The 17178-nt window shown below is 67.7% G+C and carries 14 protein-coding genes, 1 tRNA gene and 1 riboswitch; of the genes, 8 read left to right on the forward strand and 7 right to left on the reverse strand.

Annotation, left to right across the window (positions count from 1 at the left end):
- Nucleotides 1–119: 119 nt before the first annotated feature.
- Nucleotides 120–1337, reverse strand: a complete 1218-nt coding sequence (locus tag AMB_RS17375; RefSeq protein WP_148207468.1) for an efflux RND transporter periplasmic adaptor subunit — start codon at nt 1335–1337, stop codon at nt 120–122.
- Nucleotides 1338–1529: 192 nt separating this feature from the next.
- On the opposite strand from AMB_RS17375, the gene AMB_RS17380 reads away from it, so the two are divergent.
- Genes AMB_RS17380 through AMB_RS17390 form a run of 4 tightly spaced genes read left to right on the forward strand, consistent with a single transcriptional unit; the run spans nt 1530 to nt 6991 of the window.
- On the forward strand, nt 1530–2660 hold the full coding sequence (locus tag AMB_RS17380; protein ID WP_011385797.1) for an FIST signal transduction protein: 1131 nt from the start codon (nt 1530–1532) through the stop codon (nt 2658–2660).
- Nucleotides 2661–3068, forward strand: a complete 408-nt coding sequence (locus AMB_RS26045) for a PAS domain S-box protein (protein WP_148207469.1) — start codon at nt 2661–2663, stop codon at nt 3066–3068.
- A complete protein-coding gene (locus tag AMB_RS17385) occupies nt 3065–5962 on the forward strand; it encodes a response regulator (RefSeq protein ID WP_148207470.1) in 2898 nt (965 codons plus the stop codon). The genes AMB_RS26045 and AMB_RS17385 overlap by 4 nt, the downstream gene beginning before the upstream one ends.
- A 9-nt stretch (nt 5963–5971) precedes the next feature.
- Complete coding sequence (locus AMB_RS17390) at nt 5972–6991, forward strand: HD domain-containing phosphohydrolase (RefSeq protein WP_011385799.1); 1020 nt, start codon at nt 5972–5974, stop codon at nt 6989–6991.
- On the opposite strand, the gene AMB_RS23555 is transcribed toward AMB_RS17390, so the two are convergent.
- From AMB_RS23555 to AMB_RS17405, 3 genes are all read right to left on the reverse strand, one after another.
- A complete protein-coding gene (locus AMB_RS23555) occupies nt 6985–8583 on the reverse strand; it encodes an HD domain-containing phosphohydrolase (RefSeq protein ID WP_011385800.1) in 1599 nt (532 codons plus the stop codon). The two genes, AMB_RS17390 and AMB_RS23555, sit on opposite strands and share 7 nt — an antisense overlap.
- Before the next feature lie 61 nt (nt 8584–8644).
- Nucleotides 8645–9415 carry an alpha/beta fold hydrolase gene (locus AMB_RS17400; protein ID WP_011385801.1) on the reverse strand — a complete coding sequence of 257 codons (771 nt, stop codon included), beginning with the start codon at nt 9413–9415 and terminating at the stop codon, nt 8645–8647.
- Complete coding sequence (locus tag AMB_RS17405) at nt 9416–9760, reverse strand: hypothetical protein (RefSeq protein ID WP_011385802.1); 345 nt, start codon at nt 9758–9760, stop codon at nt 9416–9418.
- A gap of 319 nt (nt 9761–10079) precedes the next feature.
- On the opposite strand from AMB_RS17405, the gene AMB_RS17410 reads away from it, so the two are divergent.
- Nucleotides 10080–10265 carry a hypothetical protein gene (locus AMB_RS17410; protein ID WP_011385803.1) on the forward strand — a complete coding sequence of 62 codons (186 nt, stop codon included), beginning with the start codon at nt 10080–10082 and terminating at the stop codon, nt 10263–10265.
- 32 nt (nt 10266–10297) lie between these two features.
- Here the strand turns inward: AMB_RS17410 and AMB_RS17415 are convergent.
- From AMB_RS17415 to AMB_RS17425, 3 genes are all read right to left on the reverse strand, one after another.
- A tRNA-Arg gene (locus AMB_RS17415) sits at nt 10298–10374 on the reverse strand.
- A gap of 163 nt (nt 10375–10537) precedes the next feature.
- On the reverse strand, nt 10538–10846 hold the full coding sequence (locus AMB_RS17420; protein WP_043745018.1) for an ETC complex I subunit: 309 nt from the start codon (nt 10844–10846) through the stop codon (nt 10538–10540).
- A gap of 123 nt (nt 10847–10969) precedes the next feature.
- Nucleotides 10970–12349, reverse strand: coding sequence for a carbohydrate porin (locus tag AMB_RS17425; RefSeq protein WP_231848876.1), 1380 nt, complete (start codon nt 12347–12349; stop codon nt 10970–10972).
- Nucleotides 12350–12418: 69 nt separating this feature from the next.
- Nucleotides 12419–12671, reverse strand: a riboswitch (cobalamin riboswitch).
- Between the two features lie 157 nt (nt 12672–12828).
- Here AMB_RS17425 and AMB_RS17430 point away from each other — a divergent pair.
- The 3 genes from AMB_RS17430 (at nt 12829) to AMB_RS17440 (ending at nt 17174) form a co-directional block, all read left to right on the forward strand.
- Complete coding sequence (locus tag AMB_RS17430) at nt 12829–14601, forward strand: helix-turn-helix domain-containing protein (RefSeq protein WP_231848877.1); 1773 nt, start codon at nt 12829–12831, stop codon at nt 14599–14601.
- 431 nt (nt 14602–15032) lie between these two features.
- Nucleotides 15033–15779: a response regulator transcription factor gene (locus AMB_RS17435; protein ID WP_011385806.1), complete on the forward strand. Its 747-nt coding sequence runs from the start codon at nt 15033–15035 to the stop codon at nt 15777–15779.
- Nucleotides 15780–15782: 3 nt separating this feature from the next.
- Nucleotides 15783–17174: an ATP-binding response regulator gene (locus AMB_RS17440; protein WP_011385807.1), complete on the forward strand. Its 1392-nt coding sequence runs from the start codon at nt 15783–15785 to the stop codon at nt 17172–17174.
- Nucleotides 17175–17178: the final 4 nt, after the last annotated feature.

Raw genomic sequence — 17178 nt, forward strand, 5'->3', positions numbered from 1 at the left:
CGAGGAATCCCCGCCTGGAGGGACGGTGCCGATTCTGACGGGCCGGACCAGGACGAGATCCTTCCTCCCGTTGGTCGTCAGGATGACAGGGTCATGCGTTCTGGGCCGGATTCCGGGCGTCATTGCGGCCTGCCCGCGCGGCCCTTTCCCTCACCGCGACCCTGGCCTTGCCCCTGGCCCTCGCCGGCCTTGTCGCCGGTGCTGATGCGGGCGCCGGGCTGCAGCTTGGCGGTGCCCTCCACCACCACGGTGTCACCCTCGGCCAGTCCTTCGTCCACCAGGGCCTGGCCCGCCTCGACGGTGGCGACCTTGACCGCGCGCATCTCCACGGTGCGGTCCTCCTTGACGGCGAAGACATAGGGTCCCTGGGGGCCGCGCTGCACCGCCTGGGCCGGCACCACCAGCCCGTCCTTGCGCGTCGACAGCAGCAGCCGCACGTTGACGAAGCCGCCCGGCCACAGCTTGCGCTCGGCGTTGGGCATCACCGCCTTCAGCTTGATGGTGCCGGTGGTCTGGTCGATCTGGTTGTCCACCAGTTCCAGCTCGCCCGTGTCGGCCAGCGCCCGGGTTTCCGGCCGCAGGGCCTGAACCGCGAGCTTGCCATCCAGGCGCAACTGCTCGTTCACCGCCGCCAGGGATTGCTGCGGCAGGGTGAAGACCACCGAAATGGGCTGCACCTGGGTCAGCGTCACCAGACCGGTGGCGTCCGACGCCCGCACGATGTTGCCGCGATCCACCAGCCGCATGCCGGTGCGCCCGTCGATGGGCGCGGCGATCACCGTATAGGACAGCATGGTCTTGGCATTGGAGGCCGAGGCCTCGTCGGCCCGCACCGTGGCCTCCAGCTGGCGCACCAGGGCGCGCTGGGTATCGACGCTCTGGCCCGAGACGCGGTCGCCCAGGCTGACATAGCGGGCCAGATCGCGCTTGGCTGCCTCCAGTTGGGCGCTGTCCTTGTCGCGGGTGGCCAGGGCCTGCTCGTATTGGGCGCGGTAGGTGCGGGGATCGATCTGGGCCAGCACGTCGCCGGCATGAACGTCCTGGCCCTCCTTGAACAGGACCTCCACCAGTTCGCCGTCGACCCGCGAGCGCACCGTGACGGTGTTATAGGCCTGCACCGTGCCGATGGCGTCGAGATAGATGGGCATGTCGCGCCGGGCGACGCTGGTCACCGTGACCACCACCGGGCGTCCGTCGGGACCGCCGGGCCGACCGCCGGTCTTAGCCGGCTGCGGCGTGGGCCACAGCGCGAACGCCAGACCGGCCGCCGCCGCCAGACCGCCGGCCAGGGTCGCCCGCTTGCGCCAAACAGGGTTCTTGAGATCAAAGGAAGGCAAGGCCCGCTCCTGGGAATTCCGTCGGCCTGGATTATGACCATAGCGCCCCGGCCTGTCAGTAACAGAGGGTAACACCGTGTTCGCCCCCGGGCTGCTGTGGTATTTTCATTCGGTTAATAAGAAACTTATACTTCATGCATATTCTCTCGCTAGGATACTACCCATTCGCAAGGGGCCGGGAGGGAACCATCCATGTGGATTGAACAACGGGTCTGGACGGCCCAGGCCGGGTGGACCGTGACCGGAGCCGGTTCGGACAAGCCGTCCCTCGTCCTCTATTTCGCGGCGCCCGGAACGTTGCCGGCCGAGGATATCCTGGCCGACCTCAGGGCCGCCTATGGCGACGCCCCCATCGTGGGCTGCACCACGGGCGGCGAGATTCTCGGCTCCGAAGTCATCGACGATTCGGTGGTGGTTTCGGCCCTGGGCTTCGCCTTGGCCTCGGTGCGGGTGGCCAGCCGCGATCTTGCCGACCTGTCGCAATCGCGGGCAACCGGCGCCGCCCTGGCCGGCGATCTGGCGGGCGAGGGCCTGCGCGCCCTCTTCATCCTGTCGGACGGCACCAAGGTCAACGGCGATGCCCTGGTGGCGGGCTGCCTGTCGGCCGTCCCGCCCGACGTGGTGGTGACCGGCGGGCTGGCGGGTGACGGCGCCCGGTTCCAGTCCACGGCGGTGGGCTGCGACGATCCCATGCGTCCCGGACGGGTGGCGGCGGTGGGCTTTTACGGCGAGTCGCTCTCCATCGGCCATGGCAGCTTCGGCGGCTGGGATGAATTCGGCCCGCCCCGGACCATCACCCGCTCGGCGGCCAATGTACTGTACGAGCTGGACGGCGAGCCGGCCCTGGATCTCTACAAGCGCTATCTCGGCGACGAGGCGCAAGGCTTGCCGGGCAGCGCCCTGCTGTTCCCGCTGTCCATCCGCCCGGCGGGCGAGGACGCCGGCGGCGAGGTGGTCCGCACCATCGTCGGCATCGACGAACAGGCCAAGTCCATGATTTTTGCCGGCGACGTGCCCACCGGCCATCTGGCCCGACTGATGCGCGGCAATTTCGACAATCTGGTGGACGGCGCCGGGCGCGCCGCCGAGGCGGCCTCCGCCTCGGTCGGACCCTGCCTGGGCCTGCTGGTCAGCTGCATCGGCCGCAAGCTGCTGATGGGCCAGCGCATCGCCGAGGAGGTGGAGATCGTCTCCGACGTCCTGGGCAAAACGGCCAGCCTGATGGGGTTCTACTCCTACGGCGAGATCTCGCCGCACGGCTTCACCGGCAAATGCGAGCTGCACAACCAGACCATGACCATCACCACCATATCCGAGCGCTGATTGTCTCCTCCCGCCCCTCTTCACCGCCTGCTGCAGCGCCAGCTGGCCCGCGCCTCCCGCGGCACGGCCGACGGAGCCCCCGATTACGGCGCGCTGCTGGCCCTGATCAGCGATTCCTACGAGGAACACGACAAGGAACGCCGCCTGTCGGACCGCTCGACGCGGCTGATGGAAGAGGAACTGCGCGCCGCCAACCAGGAATCCCGGCGCCAGGCCAAGGCCCACCTCCAGGCCATTCTGAACACCGTGGGCGAAGGCATCGTCATCGCCGACCCGAATGGCGCCATCGTCAGCGTCAACCCCGCCCTGCTCTCCATCTTCGGCTACGAGCGCGACGAGGTGATCGGCAAGAATATCGACCTCCTCATCCCCTGGCGGGGCTCAAGGGGGAGGCGGTCAGCGGCATGAACCGCATCTTCGCCCTGGGCCGCGAAAGCATGGCCCGGCGGCGGGGGGGCGCGTCCTTTCCCATCGAGCTGGCGGCCGGCGACCTGACGCCCACCGGATCGCCGCAATTCGTGGTGATCATGCGCGACATCTCCGAGCGCAAGCGCATCGAGCGCGAGATGGCCGAAAGCGAGGAACGCTTCCGCGACTTCGCCCAATCCACCTCCGACTGGTTCTGGGAGATGGGGCCGGACCTGCGGTTCACCGGCTTTTCCGGCCAGTTCACCGAGCACACCCGCACCCTGCCCGACCACTATGTGGGCCGCACCCGCGACGAGATGATCTCCGACGACACCCCCGCAGAGGTCCGCCGGCAGAATCTGGCCGACATGGCCGCCCGGCGGCCCTTCCGCGACTTCGTCTATCACACCAGGGAGATGGACGGGCCGGGCCGCTTTCTGCGCGTCAACGGCAAGCCGGTCTTCGACGCCTCGGGCGAATTCACCGGCTATCGCGGCACCGCGTCGGACATCACCGAGGAAATCGAGGCCGAGGAGCGTCTCAAGGCCAGTCAGGCCGAGATCGAGCGTCTGGCCGAGCGCAACAATTCCATCCTGGAAAGCGTCGATGACGGCATCGTCGGCATCGACCTCAACGGCCGGGCGACCTTCGTCAACCGCGCAGCCGCCAAGCTGCTGGATTTCGAGCCCGCCGAACTGGTGGGCAGCGACATTCTGCCGCTGATGGCTCTGGACCTCCATACAGCCGAGAAGCTCTATCAGATCCTGCTGCGCCTGACCGAGTCCATCCGCGACGACACCGCCAGCTTCAAGCGCCGCGATGGCTCGCCCCTGCCGGTGGAGTACATCGCGTCCCCGGTCATGGACAGGGGCAACCAGGTGGGCGTGGTGCTGGGCTTTCGCGACATCACCCAGCGCCGGCTGGTGGAACGCCAGCTGCGCGAGGCCAAGGAGGCCGCCGAGGCCGGCAACCGCACCAAGTCGGAATTCCTGGCCACCATGAGCCATGAAATCCGCACCCCCATGAACGGGGTGATCGGCATGACCGGCCTGCTGCTGGACACCAGACTGTCCGAGGAACAGCGCCATTTCGCCGAGACCATCCGGGATTCGGGGGAATCCCTGCTGACCGTCATCAACGACATCCTGGACTTCTCCAAGATGGAGGCGGGCAAGCTCGACCTGGACTACACCGAGTTCGAACTGGTGCCCCTGGTGGAAAGCGTGGTCGACATCCTGGCGCCCCGCGCCCATGCCAAGGGCATCGAGATCGCCAGCCTGATCGACCCCCGCCTGCGCATGCTGGTGCGGTCGGACCCCGGACGGCTGCGTCAGGTGCTGATGAATCTGGGCGGCAACGCCGTCAAGTTCACGGAAAAAGGCGGCGTCTCCATCGAGGTCTCGCTGCTCGATGGCCCGGACGCTCCGGCCATGGCGCGCTTCGACGTGCGCGACACCGGCATCGGCATTCCACCCGAGGCTCAGGGCCGCCTGTTCTCCATGTTCTCCCAGGTGGATGCCTCCACCGCCCGGCGCTATGGCGGCACCGGGCTGGGCCTGGCCATTTCCCGGCGCCTGGCCGAGCTGATGGGCGGGGAGGTGGGCGTGGAAAGCGCCGTCGGCCGGGGCTCGCGTTTCTGGATCACCCTGCCGCTGGAGCTGCTGGCGCCGCAATCGGCGGCACCGCCCGACCTTTCCGGCCACCGGGTGCTGGTGGTGGACGACAACCCGGTGAACTGCGACGTCATCGAACGCCAGCTGCGCGCCTTCGGAGTCGAGGTCCATGCCTGCCTGGATGCCGGCTCGGGCATGGGCGAGTTGACCCGCGCCGCCGCCATGGGAACCCCGTGGGAGGTGGCGGTGGTCGATTCCCAGATGCCCGTGGTGACCGGGTCCGAGATGGTGCGCATGATCCACGCCATCCCCATGCTGGCCGGCACGCGCATCGTCGTCACCTCGTCCCAGGGGATGCCCGCCGACCAAAACGACGGCCAGCCCGCCATCGACGCCTTCCTGCACAAGCCGCTGCGCCAGTCGACTTTGCTCGACACCATCGGCCGCGTGCTGGGCCTGACCGGCCCGGCGGAGCGGCCCGCCGACCACGCCGAGGAATACAAGGCCTCGGAACCCGCCGCCAAGCGGCTGCGCATCCTGGTGGCCGAGGACAATCCCGTCAACCAGCAGGTGGCGCTGGGGCTGCTGCGCAAGCTGGGCCACACCGTGGACGTGGTGGGCGACGGCGCCGAGGCCCTGGAAGCCGTCCGCCTGCTGCCCTACGACGTGGTGCTGATGGACGTGCAGATGCCCGAGATGGACGGGCTGGAGGCGACCCGCGCCATCCGCGCCCTTCCCCTTGCCGCCGCCCAGGTGCCCATCGTCGCCATGACCGCCAACGCCATGCGCGGCGACGACCAGATGTGCTTCGACGCCGGCATGGACGGCTATATCTCCAAGCCCATCGACCGGCACAAGCTGGCCGAGGCGCTGGCCAAATATTCCGGCGCCCCCGAGACCAAGCCAGCCGAGCCCCCGGCCGCTCCCCAGAATTCCAAGGCGGTGGACCGCGATGTCCTGGACGCCCTGGCCGCCGATATCGAGGCCGATACCGTGGTGGAAATCCTGGTGAAGTTCATGGAGGACGCCCGCACCCGCCAGAACAACGCGGCGGCGTTGGCTCCCACGGGCGACCTGGAAAAGGTCCGCCGCGAAGCCCACACCATCAAGGGCGCCGCCGCAAGCCTGGGCCTGCTGGCGGTCCGCGACGCCTGCCTCGCCCTGGAGCAGGCCGCCCGCGCCGGCGGCGAGGTGGCCCCCCAGATCGACCGGCTCCACCAGGATATCGAGGCCCTGCCCGGCCTTCTGGCCGCCACCCCCTACGCCCTGCCGGCCCCTTGAGGACGCGCCATGATCGCCCTGCTCATCGATGACAATCCCACCAATCTGATGCTGCTCAAGCATCGGCTGATCAAGATCGAGGGCTGCGAGGTGGTCTGCATGGAATCGGCCCTCGACGCCCTGGCTTGGTGCGAGGCCAACACCCCCGACATCATCCTCACCGATTACATGATGCCCGGCATGGACGGGCTGGACTTCATCCGCCAGGTGCGCCGGCGCGAGGAGATGCAGGATGTTCCGGTGGTGGTGGTCACCACCTCCGACGTCAAGGAAATCCGCCAGCAGGCCCTGGACCTGGGCGCGGCCGACTTCCTCACCAAGCCGGTGGACGGGCCGGAGCTGATGGCGCGGACCCGCAACCTGCTGGCGCTGCGGCAATCGCGCCTCGCCCTGCACGACCGCGCCGCCGAGGAACTGGTGATGCGGCTGTCCAAGGCGGCGGAATATCGCGATCCGGAAACCGGCGCCCATATCGAGCGCATGGCCCGCTATTCCGCGCTGATCGCCCGGCGGATGGGATTGCCCAATGAAGCGGTGGAGCGCCTGGAACTGGCCGCCCCCATGCACGACGTGGGCAAGGTGGGCATTCCCGACATGATCCTGCTGAAGCCCGACCGGCTGTCCGAGACCGAATTCACCATCATGAAGCAGCACGCCATGTATGGCTGGGAGATCCTGAAGGACAGCTCGTCGCAACTGGTGCGCCTGGCGGCGCTGATCGCCAGGACCCACCACGAGAAGTTCGATGGCAGCGGCTATCCCGAAGGGCTGGCCGGCGACAAGATCCCCCTGGAGGGACGGATCGTGGCGGTGGCCGACGTCTTCGACGCCCTGACCTCGACACGCCCTTACAAGACGCCCTGGCCGGTGGACAAGGCGGCGGCCTTCCTGGGCGAGCAGAAGGGGTGTCACTTCGACCCGGCCTGCGTCGATGCATTCCTGTCCGATCTCGGCGAGGTGCTGCGCATCAAGGCGCAATTCCTCGATCACGGCGACGAGGCGCCGCCCCACCCCCTGGCCGATTACTGAAGGCTGGGCCGATCCCCCAGCGGCAGCCGTCCCTCGGCCGCCAGAACGCGGCAGGCATCCACCACCGCCGCGTCGAACAGGGTGCCGCTGTGGGCGATGATCTCGCGCATGGCCGCATCCAGGCCCAGGGCGGCACGGTACGGACGGTCCGAGGCGATGGCTTCGACCACGTCGGCCACGGCCAGAATGCGGGCCTCGAAAAGGATCTCGTCCCCCTTCAGCCCGTCGGGATAGCCGCTTCCGTCCATGCGTTCGTGGTGATGGCGCACCATGTCGGCGATGGGCCAGGGAAAGTCCACGCCGTTGAGAATCTCGCAGCCATCGGCGGAATGGTTGCGGATGATGTCGAATTCCAGGGCCGACAGACGGCCGGGGCGGGTCAGCATCTCGGCCGGAATGCCGATCTTGCCGATATCGTGGATGGTGCCGGCCACCCGCAGGCCCTTCAGCGTCTCGGCCGGCAATCCCAGTTGCCGGCCAATGGCCACCGCGATCTCGGCGACCCGCCGCTGATGGCCGGCGGTATAGGGATCGCGCACCTCGATGGTGGAGGCCACCGCCTCGATGGTGCCTTCCAGGGCACGCTCCAGCGCCGCCTGGGCCCGCTCGCCATCCTTGATCTGGCGCTTCAGGTCGCCGGTATGCACCAGCATGCGCCCGGTCAGCGGGCGCAGGATCAGCACGAAGCCGACCATGCCGAATCCCACCAGCACCAGGGCGCCGGCCGCCACCGACAGGACCAGCTGGTCGATATTGCTGTGCAGTTCGGCCAGATCCTGGCGCACCATCACGATCCAGTCGCTGCCGGGCAGGCGCTGGGACAGGACCACGTCGGGCACGGCGCCGGGCCGGGTCAGATACAGGGGCTCGGGATCGATCGCGGCCCGCGAGAACGCCTCGGCCACCTCGTCATCCCCCCCCGCGCTCCCGTCGCGGCGGGGAAAGAACACCTGGGCGCCCGAGGCCGCCAGGCGTCCGAGAATGATCTCTCCGGTCCGCCCCAGGGTTTCCACGTCGGCGACGATGGCACGCAGGCCCTGGGCGTCGAACAGCAGCAGGTCGTGACCTTCGCGGGTGCCGTCGCGCCCCAGGATCGGCGCCGAGACCAGCAGGACCCAGCGGCCGTCGATCAGGGTGGGTGCCCCCAGGGCCGGGGGCTCGCCCGCCTCGGGGCTCCACAGGGCGGGAGGAACGGACGCCCCCACCGACACCAGCGGACGATAATCCCGGCCGACGCGCAGGATGCCCAGCATGTCGCGCGACAGCTTCATGGAATCGCCGAGTTTGTCGGCAGTGAAAGCCTGCAGCTTGTCCAGGCTCATGGCGCCCTGGTTGTAGCTGCTCAAGGCGTCGCGGATGACGCTGCGGCTGGTCACCTGGCGGGCCATGTCGCCCATGCGGTCCACCGTCTCGCGCAGGGCGGCGACCTGGAGGTCCAGGCCGTGCTCCAGGGCCTGGTCCGCCGAACGGACCATCTGCCGGTGCAAGGGAATGATGGCGGCCAGGGCGACGCCCAATCCAACGACGGCCATGGCCAGCACTGCGTAGACGATGATATTGCGCTGCAGTTTGACAGCGTCGATGACCTGCACTCGAACCGACCTCCACCTCGTGATTTGACTTCTATCAAATCACGGCCGGAAAACGCAATGACTACAGGAAAGACCCGATCGCCGCCATGAAGCCGGACGGGTTGTCGGCATGGACCCAATGGCCCGCGCCCGGGACTTCCACGGTCTCGGCGCGGGGGAAGAACTGGGCGATCACGTCCTCGTGCGCCGGCCGGATGTAATCCGAGGTTTCTCCGGCCACGAACAGGGTCGGCCCCTCATAGCAGGCGCCGTCGGGAAAGGGCGGAAAGGCCAGGATGTCGTCCATATGGGCGCCCAGCACCGCCAGATTGGGCCGCCAGCGATAACCGCCGGCGCCGCCCTCCAGATTCTGCATCAGGAAGGCGCGCACGCCCTTGTCGGGAATGGCGGCGGCCAGGGCGGCCTCCACCTCTCCCCGCGACGAGATCTCGGCCAGGGGCACGCCGCGCATGGCCTTGATATAGGGGGCGAAGGTATGGCTGTAGGAGACCGGGGCGATGTCCACTACCACCAGCCGCTCCACCATGTCGGGGCGGGTCAGGGCCAGGGTCATGGCCGCCTTGCCGCCCATGGAATGGCCCATGACCGCCGCCCTGCCGCCCAGGTGATCGATCACGGCCGCCAGTTCGCGGGCCATGAAAGGGTAATCCATGATCTCGGTCCACGGGCTGGCGCCGTGATTGGGCAGGTCGAGAGCCAGAACCCGCCGGGTCTCACCCAGGGTCTTGACCACCGCCCCCCAATTGCGGGCCGAGCCCAACAGGCCGTGCAGGATCAGCAGCGGCACCCCATGGGGAGCGCCGTGACCGGCCGTGATGGCGTGAAGCCGCATCTAGTGCCTGAACAGATGGGACCGGCCGACCAGCAGCCGGCCGATATGGCGCCCCACCACCTTCATCAGCGAGAAGGTGGGACGGACGAACTCCACCGCCACCCAGTCCGGCCCCAGGGCCCGGACCATGGCGACACCCTTGGCCAGCGGGTTGGGGTCCTCGTAGGCCGAGCGCAGTTCGAAGGTGAAGCGATAGCCGTGGTTGAGCAGGCCGGGCGGCCGCCGGAACTTCAACCCGCCGATGGAGATGTCGACGACCTCGACCAGGATGCCGTCGAACAGCATGAACAGGCCTTCGCCTTCGTGACGATCATCGACGCGTCGGTCGTTGCTGGCGGACTTCACGAGCGCTTCCCCTGCGGATGGACTGGACAACAGTCTAGCAGGACATGGCGGGCCGCGCATCCATCCTGTTGACGGATTCCGCCGAGGCAAAATACCCCGGGGAAAGACCCTACGAGAAAACCACTAGAACCAAGGTATGGTATTAAGCCCTTGGTTGATTTCAATTTTATGGAGTTTACGAAACTCATACCAACACTGGGGTTACTCCCCCCAATGCACGCCACTCGGGCAGTCTTGAAATGACTATAATTTGTTCACTTCGAATTTTCCGGAAATTCCGGCGAAGCAACACCAAAAGCCCCCCCGGAGTGGAAACACCATGAACAACCAGATCACCCCCGTCACCGTGACCACGTCCCAGACCCTGCTGAAGGCCGCCATGGCCGATCTCGAGCGGGCGACCCCCAACTCGCGTCCGGGCGACAAGGTTTCGCTGGTGGCGAATCAGTGGCAGGACACCTTCATCATGACGGCGCGTTATGGCTGGCTGCGGCTGCCGCACTGATCGCGGAAGCGGGCGCCATCGGCCACGGGCGATGGCGCGCCCTGCTGGGCTCGAACCAGCGACCTGCCGCTTAGAAGGCGGCTGCTCTATCCAACTGAGCTAAGGGCGCCCGTCGCCGCCAGGAGAGGCCGCTCGGGAGCGCCGAGCCTCAAATATGAGGCGCGGCGCTCATGCGAACATGAAGCGAGCGGCCAGGGGCGCAGAGGCGCCCGCAAAGGCAGAGGGCAAAACAAACAAAGCTAAAGAGTGATGCACGTTCAAGGCATCACGCTTCAGAAGCGGCCGAACTCCAGCTTGTCGAAGCGGAAATTGTCGGCGTAGTTCTTGGGCTTTTGCAGGCGGGCGTTTTCGGTGGCCACCTGATAGTCCAGGCCCTTCTTCTTCGCGAAGGCCACGGCCTCTTCCATGGTGGCGAACTTGACCCGCACCTGCGACGAGGTGTCGGTCGAACCCAGCCAGCCCATCAGGTTGTCCGCCTGCTTGGGAGCGGTCGGCTCGTATTCCAGAACCCAGGACTTGGCGTTGCCGTTGCGGCCGGACTGCATGGCGGTCTTGGCCGGGCGATAGATGCGGACCTGCATCAAAGTCTCTCCTGCTCGTCAAAAGCCCTGGTTGCGGGCGGGGCCTTAAAAATCAAGGGGTTGGCACCCCCCGTCGGATCCCGCCCGCAAGGTATAATGGACGCCTCGCGAATCCGCAAGAACCTACAGCTTGAACACCGTCCGAAGGCCCAGCACCGTGGCGTCCGGAATGGTCTTGCGGGAGTTCTCGGGCAGGGTCGTGGTGCCGCCCGGATGGATGACGTATTGGGCGTCGGGCACCAGCGTCATCCAGGGAGTCACCTGATAGCGGTAGGTCAGCTCCACCGCCGCCTCGTAATCGTGGTCCGGGGCGGTGGCGGTGCCGAACCGCCGGGCATCGGCATCGCGCGCGGCCAGGGACGAGCTCATGGCGCCGAAGGCGAAGCCCACGGCCACCACGTCGTCGTCGCGGCCCTCCAGCGGCCCCTTGTAGCTGAGGCCGGTGTCGACATAGAGCGGCATCTGGTTGCGGTCGTCGGGCAGGCCGGTGACGCGCAGGAAGGCCGACAGGCCCAAATCCTCGGTGCCGGCTTCCTTGTAGAGCATGCCGTCATAGATGCCGTAGATGGCCCAGTTGCCGCGATGGGTCTTGGCGGCGCCGGCGGCATTGCTGCCCAGCGAGACGCCGGCAATGTCATAGCGCTGGTCGGTGGCGCGGCCGTTGTAGTACCAGCCGCCCAGCTTGAACATGGTGGGCAGGCCCGCCGCGCCCTTGGCCTGGTTCAGGCCGTACTGGGACTCGAACATCCACATGGGCGCCTCGTCGACGGTATAGTCGATTCCGCTGCGGTTCCGCTTCTGGGCGTCGTTGCCCACATTGGTGCCGGGCGCCACGTTGCCCGTGAACACGCCCGCCTGCACCGCCAGGTCCTCGGTGGCCTGGACCTTGAGGCGGGTGCCCAGGTTGGACAGGGGATAGCCGCCGCCGCCCGAGGGCAGGTTGGCGGCGAAGGCCGGCGGCCAGCCGAAGGCGGAATTGATCAGATTGGTGGCGACCACGGAGTTGAAGAACTCCTCCTGCATGGGCAGCTGGCCGAAGCGCAGCGACACCTTGTCGTCGAGCACGCTCTGCTGCAGCCACAGGGAGAACAGCCGGGTCGAAGGCGCCGCCTCGATGTCGCGCACCGGAATCAGGTTGCCGATGAAATTGGCGGAAAGCTGGCGGCCCTGAATGTGCAGGCCGGTAACGTGGAAGGCGCCACCCTTCCAGCCCACCGCCTGTTCCAGGTCGGCATCCACATCCACCTGCAACAGGGCATTGCCCACGGCGCGACGCTTGATGCCGCCCGAGGCGTTGCCCAGCATTTCGGCCGTGTAGGCGGCGTTCACCTTGACGCCCTTCTCGGCAAGGTCGGTGCGCAGGCCGCCCCAATCACCGGTCAGGGTCTCGCGCTCCCAAAAGCCCTTGGGAGCACCCTCGGCTTCCTCGGCCGACGCGGCGGCCGATCCCAGGCCAAGACCGGCGGCGACGGCCAGCCGGGCAACGAAAATTCCTGTCTTCATGGCAAAATCCACCCTTCGAAGATGCGGCGCAGGTCCACCCACCTCCGGGACACCCCGCCCGGGGAAGCGCGCGCACGCGACAGCGATGGCAGGTCTCCTGGCTCGCGGGTCAAAGGATCGGCGCCCCAGCCTTCCCGGTTCGAAACGGCCCCCGGTGGTCGTCGGGGCCGAAACCAGTGGCTTCTCAAAACGGGCGCATCCTCTCCGCATACAGTTGCGGGGGCAGCCGCGGGTTCGGGAGGAAACAGCCCCTGACCGCGTTCCCTTTTCACCTCTGCCCACCCCAAGGCAAGCGAGAGGAACCATCACGACGAAGGTTTACCCGCACCCGATTCCCATTGCAAGGCGGTGTTTTCGCCTGACATCTAGGGCTGCCTCCGTGGGTTGGATTGGACCTTCCCCCAGGCTTAGGTTAGATTCCGCCCGCAGCGGGGGGACGGAAAACGAAGCGGACGAATATGGACGGAACGGATTCGCAGATGACACCCGCATCCAATTCCGACGAGGACGCCACGCCACCTCCTGTCTCCGAGGGGGGCTGGCTGACGGTCAGCGAAGCCAGCGGCACGGGGACGTCCTCCGGCGGAGGGCTGCTTGGGCCGCTGCGGCGGGGCTTGGGCCGCCTGACCGCCAGTTGGCGTTACCTGGCCGACCCGGCCGAGCGCCACGCCCTGGTGCAGCAGATGCGCGGCGGATTGGCCCGATTGACCCATTCGTTCCAGCGCCCCTCCATGGCCGCCAGCATGGACGTCGCGGCTCCGCCCACGGTTCTGCCTTCGGACAAGTCCGAACCCGACGAGGTGCCGCCCTTCGACCCGGAAGCCGCCCTGGCCCGGCTGCGCTCGGCCCTGCGGCAATTGCCCGACAAGGGCGAGGTGATCGTCCCCGGCAATCTCCAATCCCTGGACCGGCTGCTTGCCGAGCCGCCGCCGGCCATGGATTTCGAGGCCGCCGACCTGCTGCACGACTGTTTCCCGCGCGGGACGCGGCATTCGGGCAACCGGGTCCTGCTGGCGGTGGCCCGCAACCTGACCCGCAATTTCGGCCGCCCCGGCCGGCTGCCCATGACCAGCGGCAAGTCCTGGACCATGCTCGACCCGGCGGTCTTCGTCGATCAGATGGCGGCGCAGCTGGCCGAGATCAGCGACTTCGTCCTGACCTGGCAGGCACAGGAGAAGAGCTTCCTGATCCTGGAATTCGCCGAGGTGGAATTGATCGAATACCTATTCGAGCACCTCCACCCCCGCCGCCACGGCGCCCTGCTGATCCAGGTGATGGATTTCAAGGTGCTGTCCACCCGCCGCGCCGGGCTGCTGCGCCGAATTCCGGCGCGGGTTCGCCGCTTCGTCCAGCACACGGCGGGCGCGGACCCGTCTGTTCCCCTGGCCTATGCCCGAGACACGGCCAAGCTGCTCGAGCTCATGGAGCAGCGGGTCTTCTTCCGGCCGGTAGTCGAAGCCGCCGCCGCCGCACGGGCCGAGGTGGAGAAGGTCATCGAGCGGCTGGCTCCCCCCGCCCCGGGGCAGCCGTCGCTTTCCCTCGCCCCCGGGGGGCGCCCGGCCGAGGCCGGGTCCGGCCTGGGCCAGATCATGCAGGCGGTGGGACCGAACGCGCCACCGGCGGCGCGGCCCGCGCCGCCACCACCGGCGAGCGCTACGCCCGCCGCCATGGTGTCCGCCGCGCCGGCCCCATCTCCTCCGACCCAGGCCGTCTCCGTGGTGGCGCCCCCACGCCCCGCCGGACTGCCCGTGCCGACGGTGCCGCAGCGCAAGCGGTTCTCCAACCGCGTGAAGACCGAGGCCGTGATGCGGGTCCTGGCCGGGGAGAGCCGCGAGCAGGTGGCCGCCGCCCTGGGCGCGACACCCGACCTGCTGGAACGCTGGCTGGATTCCTTTCTCAACGGCGGTGCCGCCGCCCTGGCCCCCAAGGCCAAGGCCCAGGCCGCCAAGCCGGCCAGATCGTCCCGTTCCAAGGGCCCTGCCCCCGTAGAGGCGGCCTCCATCGACGACCTCAAGGCCAAGCTTCAGTCCCTGCTGCAGACCGTAGAAGTGCTGAGCACCCAGATTCACGCCCTGCCGGCCGAAGACAAGGCGCCGCCGCCCGCCCTGCCCCCGCCCGCCGCTCCCCGGCCGGCAGTGGCCCCGGCCCCGCGATCCGATGGGACGGCGTCGCCCCCTCCCGGCTTTCCCGCGGAAGACCCCGACCCGCCGCCCCGGCTGAAGCGCAGCCGCACCCCGCGCCCCCGCGGCTGAGCACCGGCGCCCCCGGCCGGCGCCGACCCGGGAGGGCCTATTCCGGCATATGCCGCCGAATAAGTGTCACATGGCGATACAAACACCTCTTTTCGGACACTTTGGTCTCTGGACATCGTGGCGACGCGGCTGAGGCCCGACCAAAGGATCAACCCGTATTCGTAGGTAAAACCAAGGATTTGCCCCCCTGTTCTTTTGAATAATTTCCACAAGATCCTTATGCCTTACGGATAAGCCCAATCGGACGGATGACGAAATATGACGCCGCCCACAGCCCCTCAAAGCGGCTTCATCCTTGGAGTCCATAGCCACGGGGACGATCTCGCCCCCCAAGTCCGAAACACCTCGTCACATAGCGCAACGACTTGTTATTGTACGTAACGCAGTGTTTATGATTTTCCTGTCGAAATCATTCTGGAGGCGTGACCCCAATGGCGCGGATCGCGGTAGTCGAGGACGAAGCTCCTCTTCGGGCGGATCTGGTCGAGTATCTTTCGGCGTGCGGGCACGATGTGATCGGCTGCGGCGACGGCAAGGAGCTTGACCGCGCCCTGGACGAACACCCCGTCGAAATCATCATTCTCGACATCAACCTGCCGGGCGAGGGTGGATTTTCCATCGCCGGGCGGCTTCGCTCCCATTCCGACGTCGGCATCATCATGCTGACGGCGCGGGGGCTGAACGTCGACCGGGTGGTCGGCCTGGAAGTGGGCGCCGACGTCTACATGGTCAAGCCGGTGGAACTGCGCGAACTGGAGGCCCAGGTCCGCACCCTGGCCCGGCGCATGCGGGTGTCGCAGCCGCCCCAGGTCCCGTCCGAGATCCGGCCGGCTGCCGATGCGCCCGCCCCGCCGCCGGCCGCTCCGGCGGTTCCCACCGAGTGGATCTATGACCAGCTGACCTGGACGCTGATCGCCCCCGACGGCAAGTCGGTCAAGCTGACCGGCAACGAGCGGGTGTTCGTCTCGCTGCTGGTGTCGCGGCCGGGCGAGCCGGTGTCGCGCGACGAGATCTTCCGGGCGCTGGGCAAGCGCGGCTGGGACCCCGCCGACCGTTCGGTGGATTCCATGGTGCGGCGTCTCCGGGCCAAGGGCGACCAGTCCTTCGGCCATCCGCTGCCCATCGAATCGGTGCACAGCGTCGGCTACGCCTTCGCGGCGCCGGTCGGTCTCAGATAGTCAATGGCGGAGCCGCGCAAACTTTCGCTCAGGCCGCGCGGCGATTCTTCCGTCCACGCCCCAGCGGCTCCGCCCTGGCCGGTGCTGATCGTCGACGACGACGAGCAGGTCCATCAGATGACCCAGGTCATCTTGCGCGACCTGTCCTATCAGGGCCGCCCGTTCAAGTGCATCGAGGCCACCTCGGCCGCCGAGGCCGCCGCCATCCTCGACCTGCAGCCGGAGATTCCGGTGGTGCTGCTGGACGTGGTGATGGAGACCCCCGATGCCGGCCTGCGCCTGGTCCGCCATATCCGCGAGGAATTGGGCAACCGCCGCATCCGCATCATCCTGCGCACCGGCCAGCCCGGCGACGCCCCCGAGCGCGACGTGGTGCTGGGCTACGACATCAACGACTACAAGAGCAAGGCGGAGCTGACCGCCCAGAAGATGTTCACCGCCCTGGTGGGCGCGCTGCGGGCCTGGAACGACATCACTACCATCGAGCGGCTGAATGCCGAGCTGACCGAGCTGAACGCCTCGCTGGAGGTCAAGGTCGAGGACCGCACCGCCGATCTGCGCGAGAGCAACGAGGCCCTGGCCCGCTCCAAGACCCGGGCCGAGACCGCCCTGCTGCGCGAGACCGAGGCCAAGAGCCAGTTGCGTCAATTCCTGTCCATGGTCAGCCACGAATTCCGCACGCCGCTGGCCATCATCGATTCCTCGGCCCAGATGCTGCGCATCCGGGTGGAGAAAAGCGATCCCGGCAGCGTCGCCCGGCTGGACACCATCCGGGGCGGCGTCCAGCGCCTGCTGGGCCTGATCGACACCTGCCTGGCCGACGAGCAACTGGAAAGCGGCCGCATCGTCCTGCACGAAAAGTCGTTCGACATCGGCCCCATGATCGAGGTCACCCTGTCCCATTACCGGGTGGCCTCGCCCACCCACCGCTACTGTGCCGAATTTCCCCCCGGCCTCGCGGTGTGGGGCGACCCCGGCATGATCGCCCTGGTGATCAACAATCTGGTGGGCAACGCGGTGAAATATTCCCCGGCGGGCTCGGACATCCTGGTGGCCGCCGCCGTGGACGGCGCCGACGTGGCGCTCAGCGTCACCGACCAGGGGATGGGCATCCCGGAAGAGGACAGGGACAACATCTTCGAGCGCTTTCACCGCGCCGCCAATTCCAAGGGCCTGCCCGGCTCGGGAATTGGGCTGCACATGGTCCGGCAGATCGTCGAGATGCATGGCGGCACCGTATCGGTGAAAAGCCGCCTCAAGCGGGGCTCCTGCTTCACAGTGCGGCTGCGTCCCTCTCCCGGCCCGGGGGCCGAGGGCATCGATCCGGTGCAAGACGGCTTGAGCGCCCCCGCCCCCGATGATACGGTCGACGATCTTGGCGAAGGCAACAGGTAGCCGG

Source organism: Paramagnetospirillum magneticum AMB-1, from assembly GCF_000009985.1.
GTDB classification, from domain to species: Bacteria; Pseudomonadota; Alphaproteobacteria; order Rhodospirillales; family Magnetospirillaceae; genus Phaeospirillum; species Phaeospirillum magneticum.

What these genes read in the sequence shown, in the direction of transcription:
- AMB_RS17380 (WP_011385797.1), top strand. Translation starts at nt 1,530, where the DNA reads ATGTGGATTGAACAACGGGTCTGGACGGCCCAGGCCGGGTGGACCGTG.
- AMB_RS17385 (WP_148207470.1), top strand. Translation starts at nt 3,065, where the DNA reads ATGAACCGCATCTTCGCCCTGGGCCGCGAAAGCATGGCCCGGCGGCGG.
- AMB_RS17390 (WP_011385799.1), top strand. Translation starts at nt 5,972, where the DNA reads ATGATCGCCCTGCTCATCGATGACAATCCCACCAATCTGATGCTGCTC.
- AMB_RS17400 (WP_011385801.1), bottom strand. Translation starts at nt 9,415, where the DNA reads ATGCGGCTTCACGCCATCACGGCCGGTCACGGCGCTCCCCATGGGGTG.
- AMB_RS17410 (WP_011385803.1), top strand. Translation starts at nt 10,080, where the DNA reads ATGAACAACCAGATCACCCCCGTCACCGTGACCACGTCCCAGACCCTG.
- AMB_RS17420 (WP_043745018.1), bottom strand. Translation starts at nt 10,846, where the DNA reads ATGCAGGTCCGCATCTATCGCCCGGCCAAGACCGCCATGCAGTCCGGC.
- AMB_RS17425 (WP_231848876.1), bottom strand. Translation starts at nt 12,349, where the DNA reads ATGAAGACAGGAATTTTCGTTGCCCGGCTGGCCGTCGCCGCCGGTCTT.
- AMB_RS17430 (WP_231848877.1), top strand. Translation starts at nt 12,829, where the DNA reads ATGACACCCGCATCCAATTCCGACGAGGACGCCACGCCACCTCCTGTC.
- AMB_RS17435 (WP_011385806.1), top strand. Translation starts at nt 15,033, where the DNA reads ATGGCGCGGATCGCGGTAGTCGAGGACGAAGCTCCTCTTCGGGCGGAT.
- AMB_RS17440 (WP_011385807.1), top strand. Translation starts at nt 15,783, where the DNA reads ATGGCGGAGCCGCGCAAACTTTCGCTCAGGCCGCGCGGCGATTCTTCC.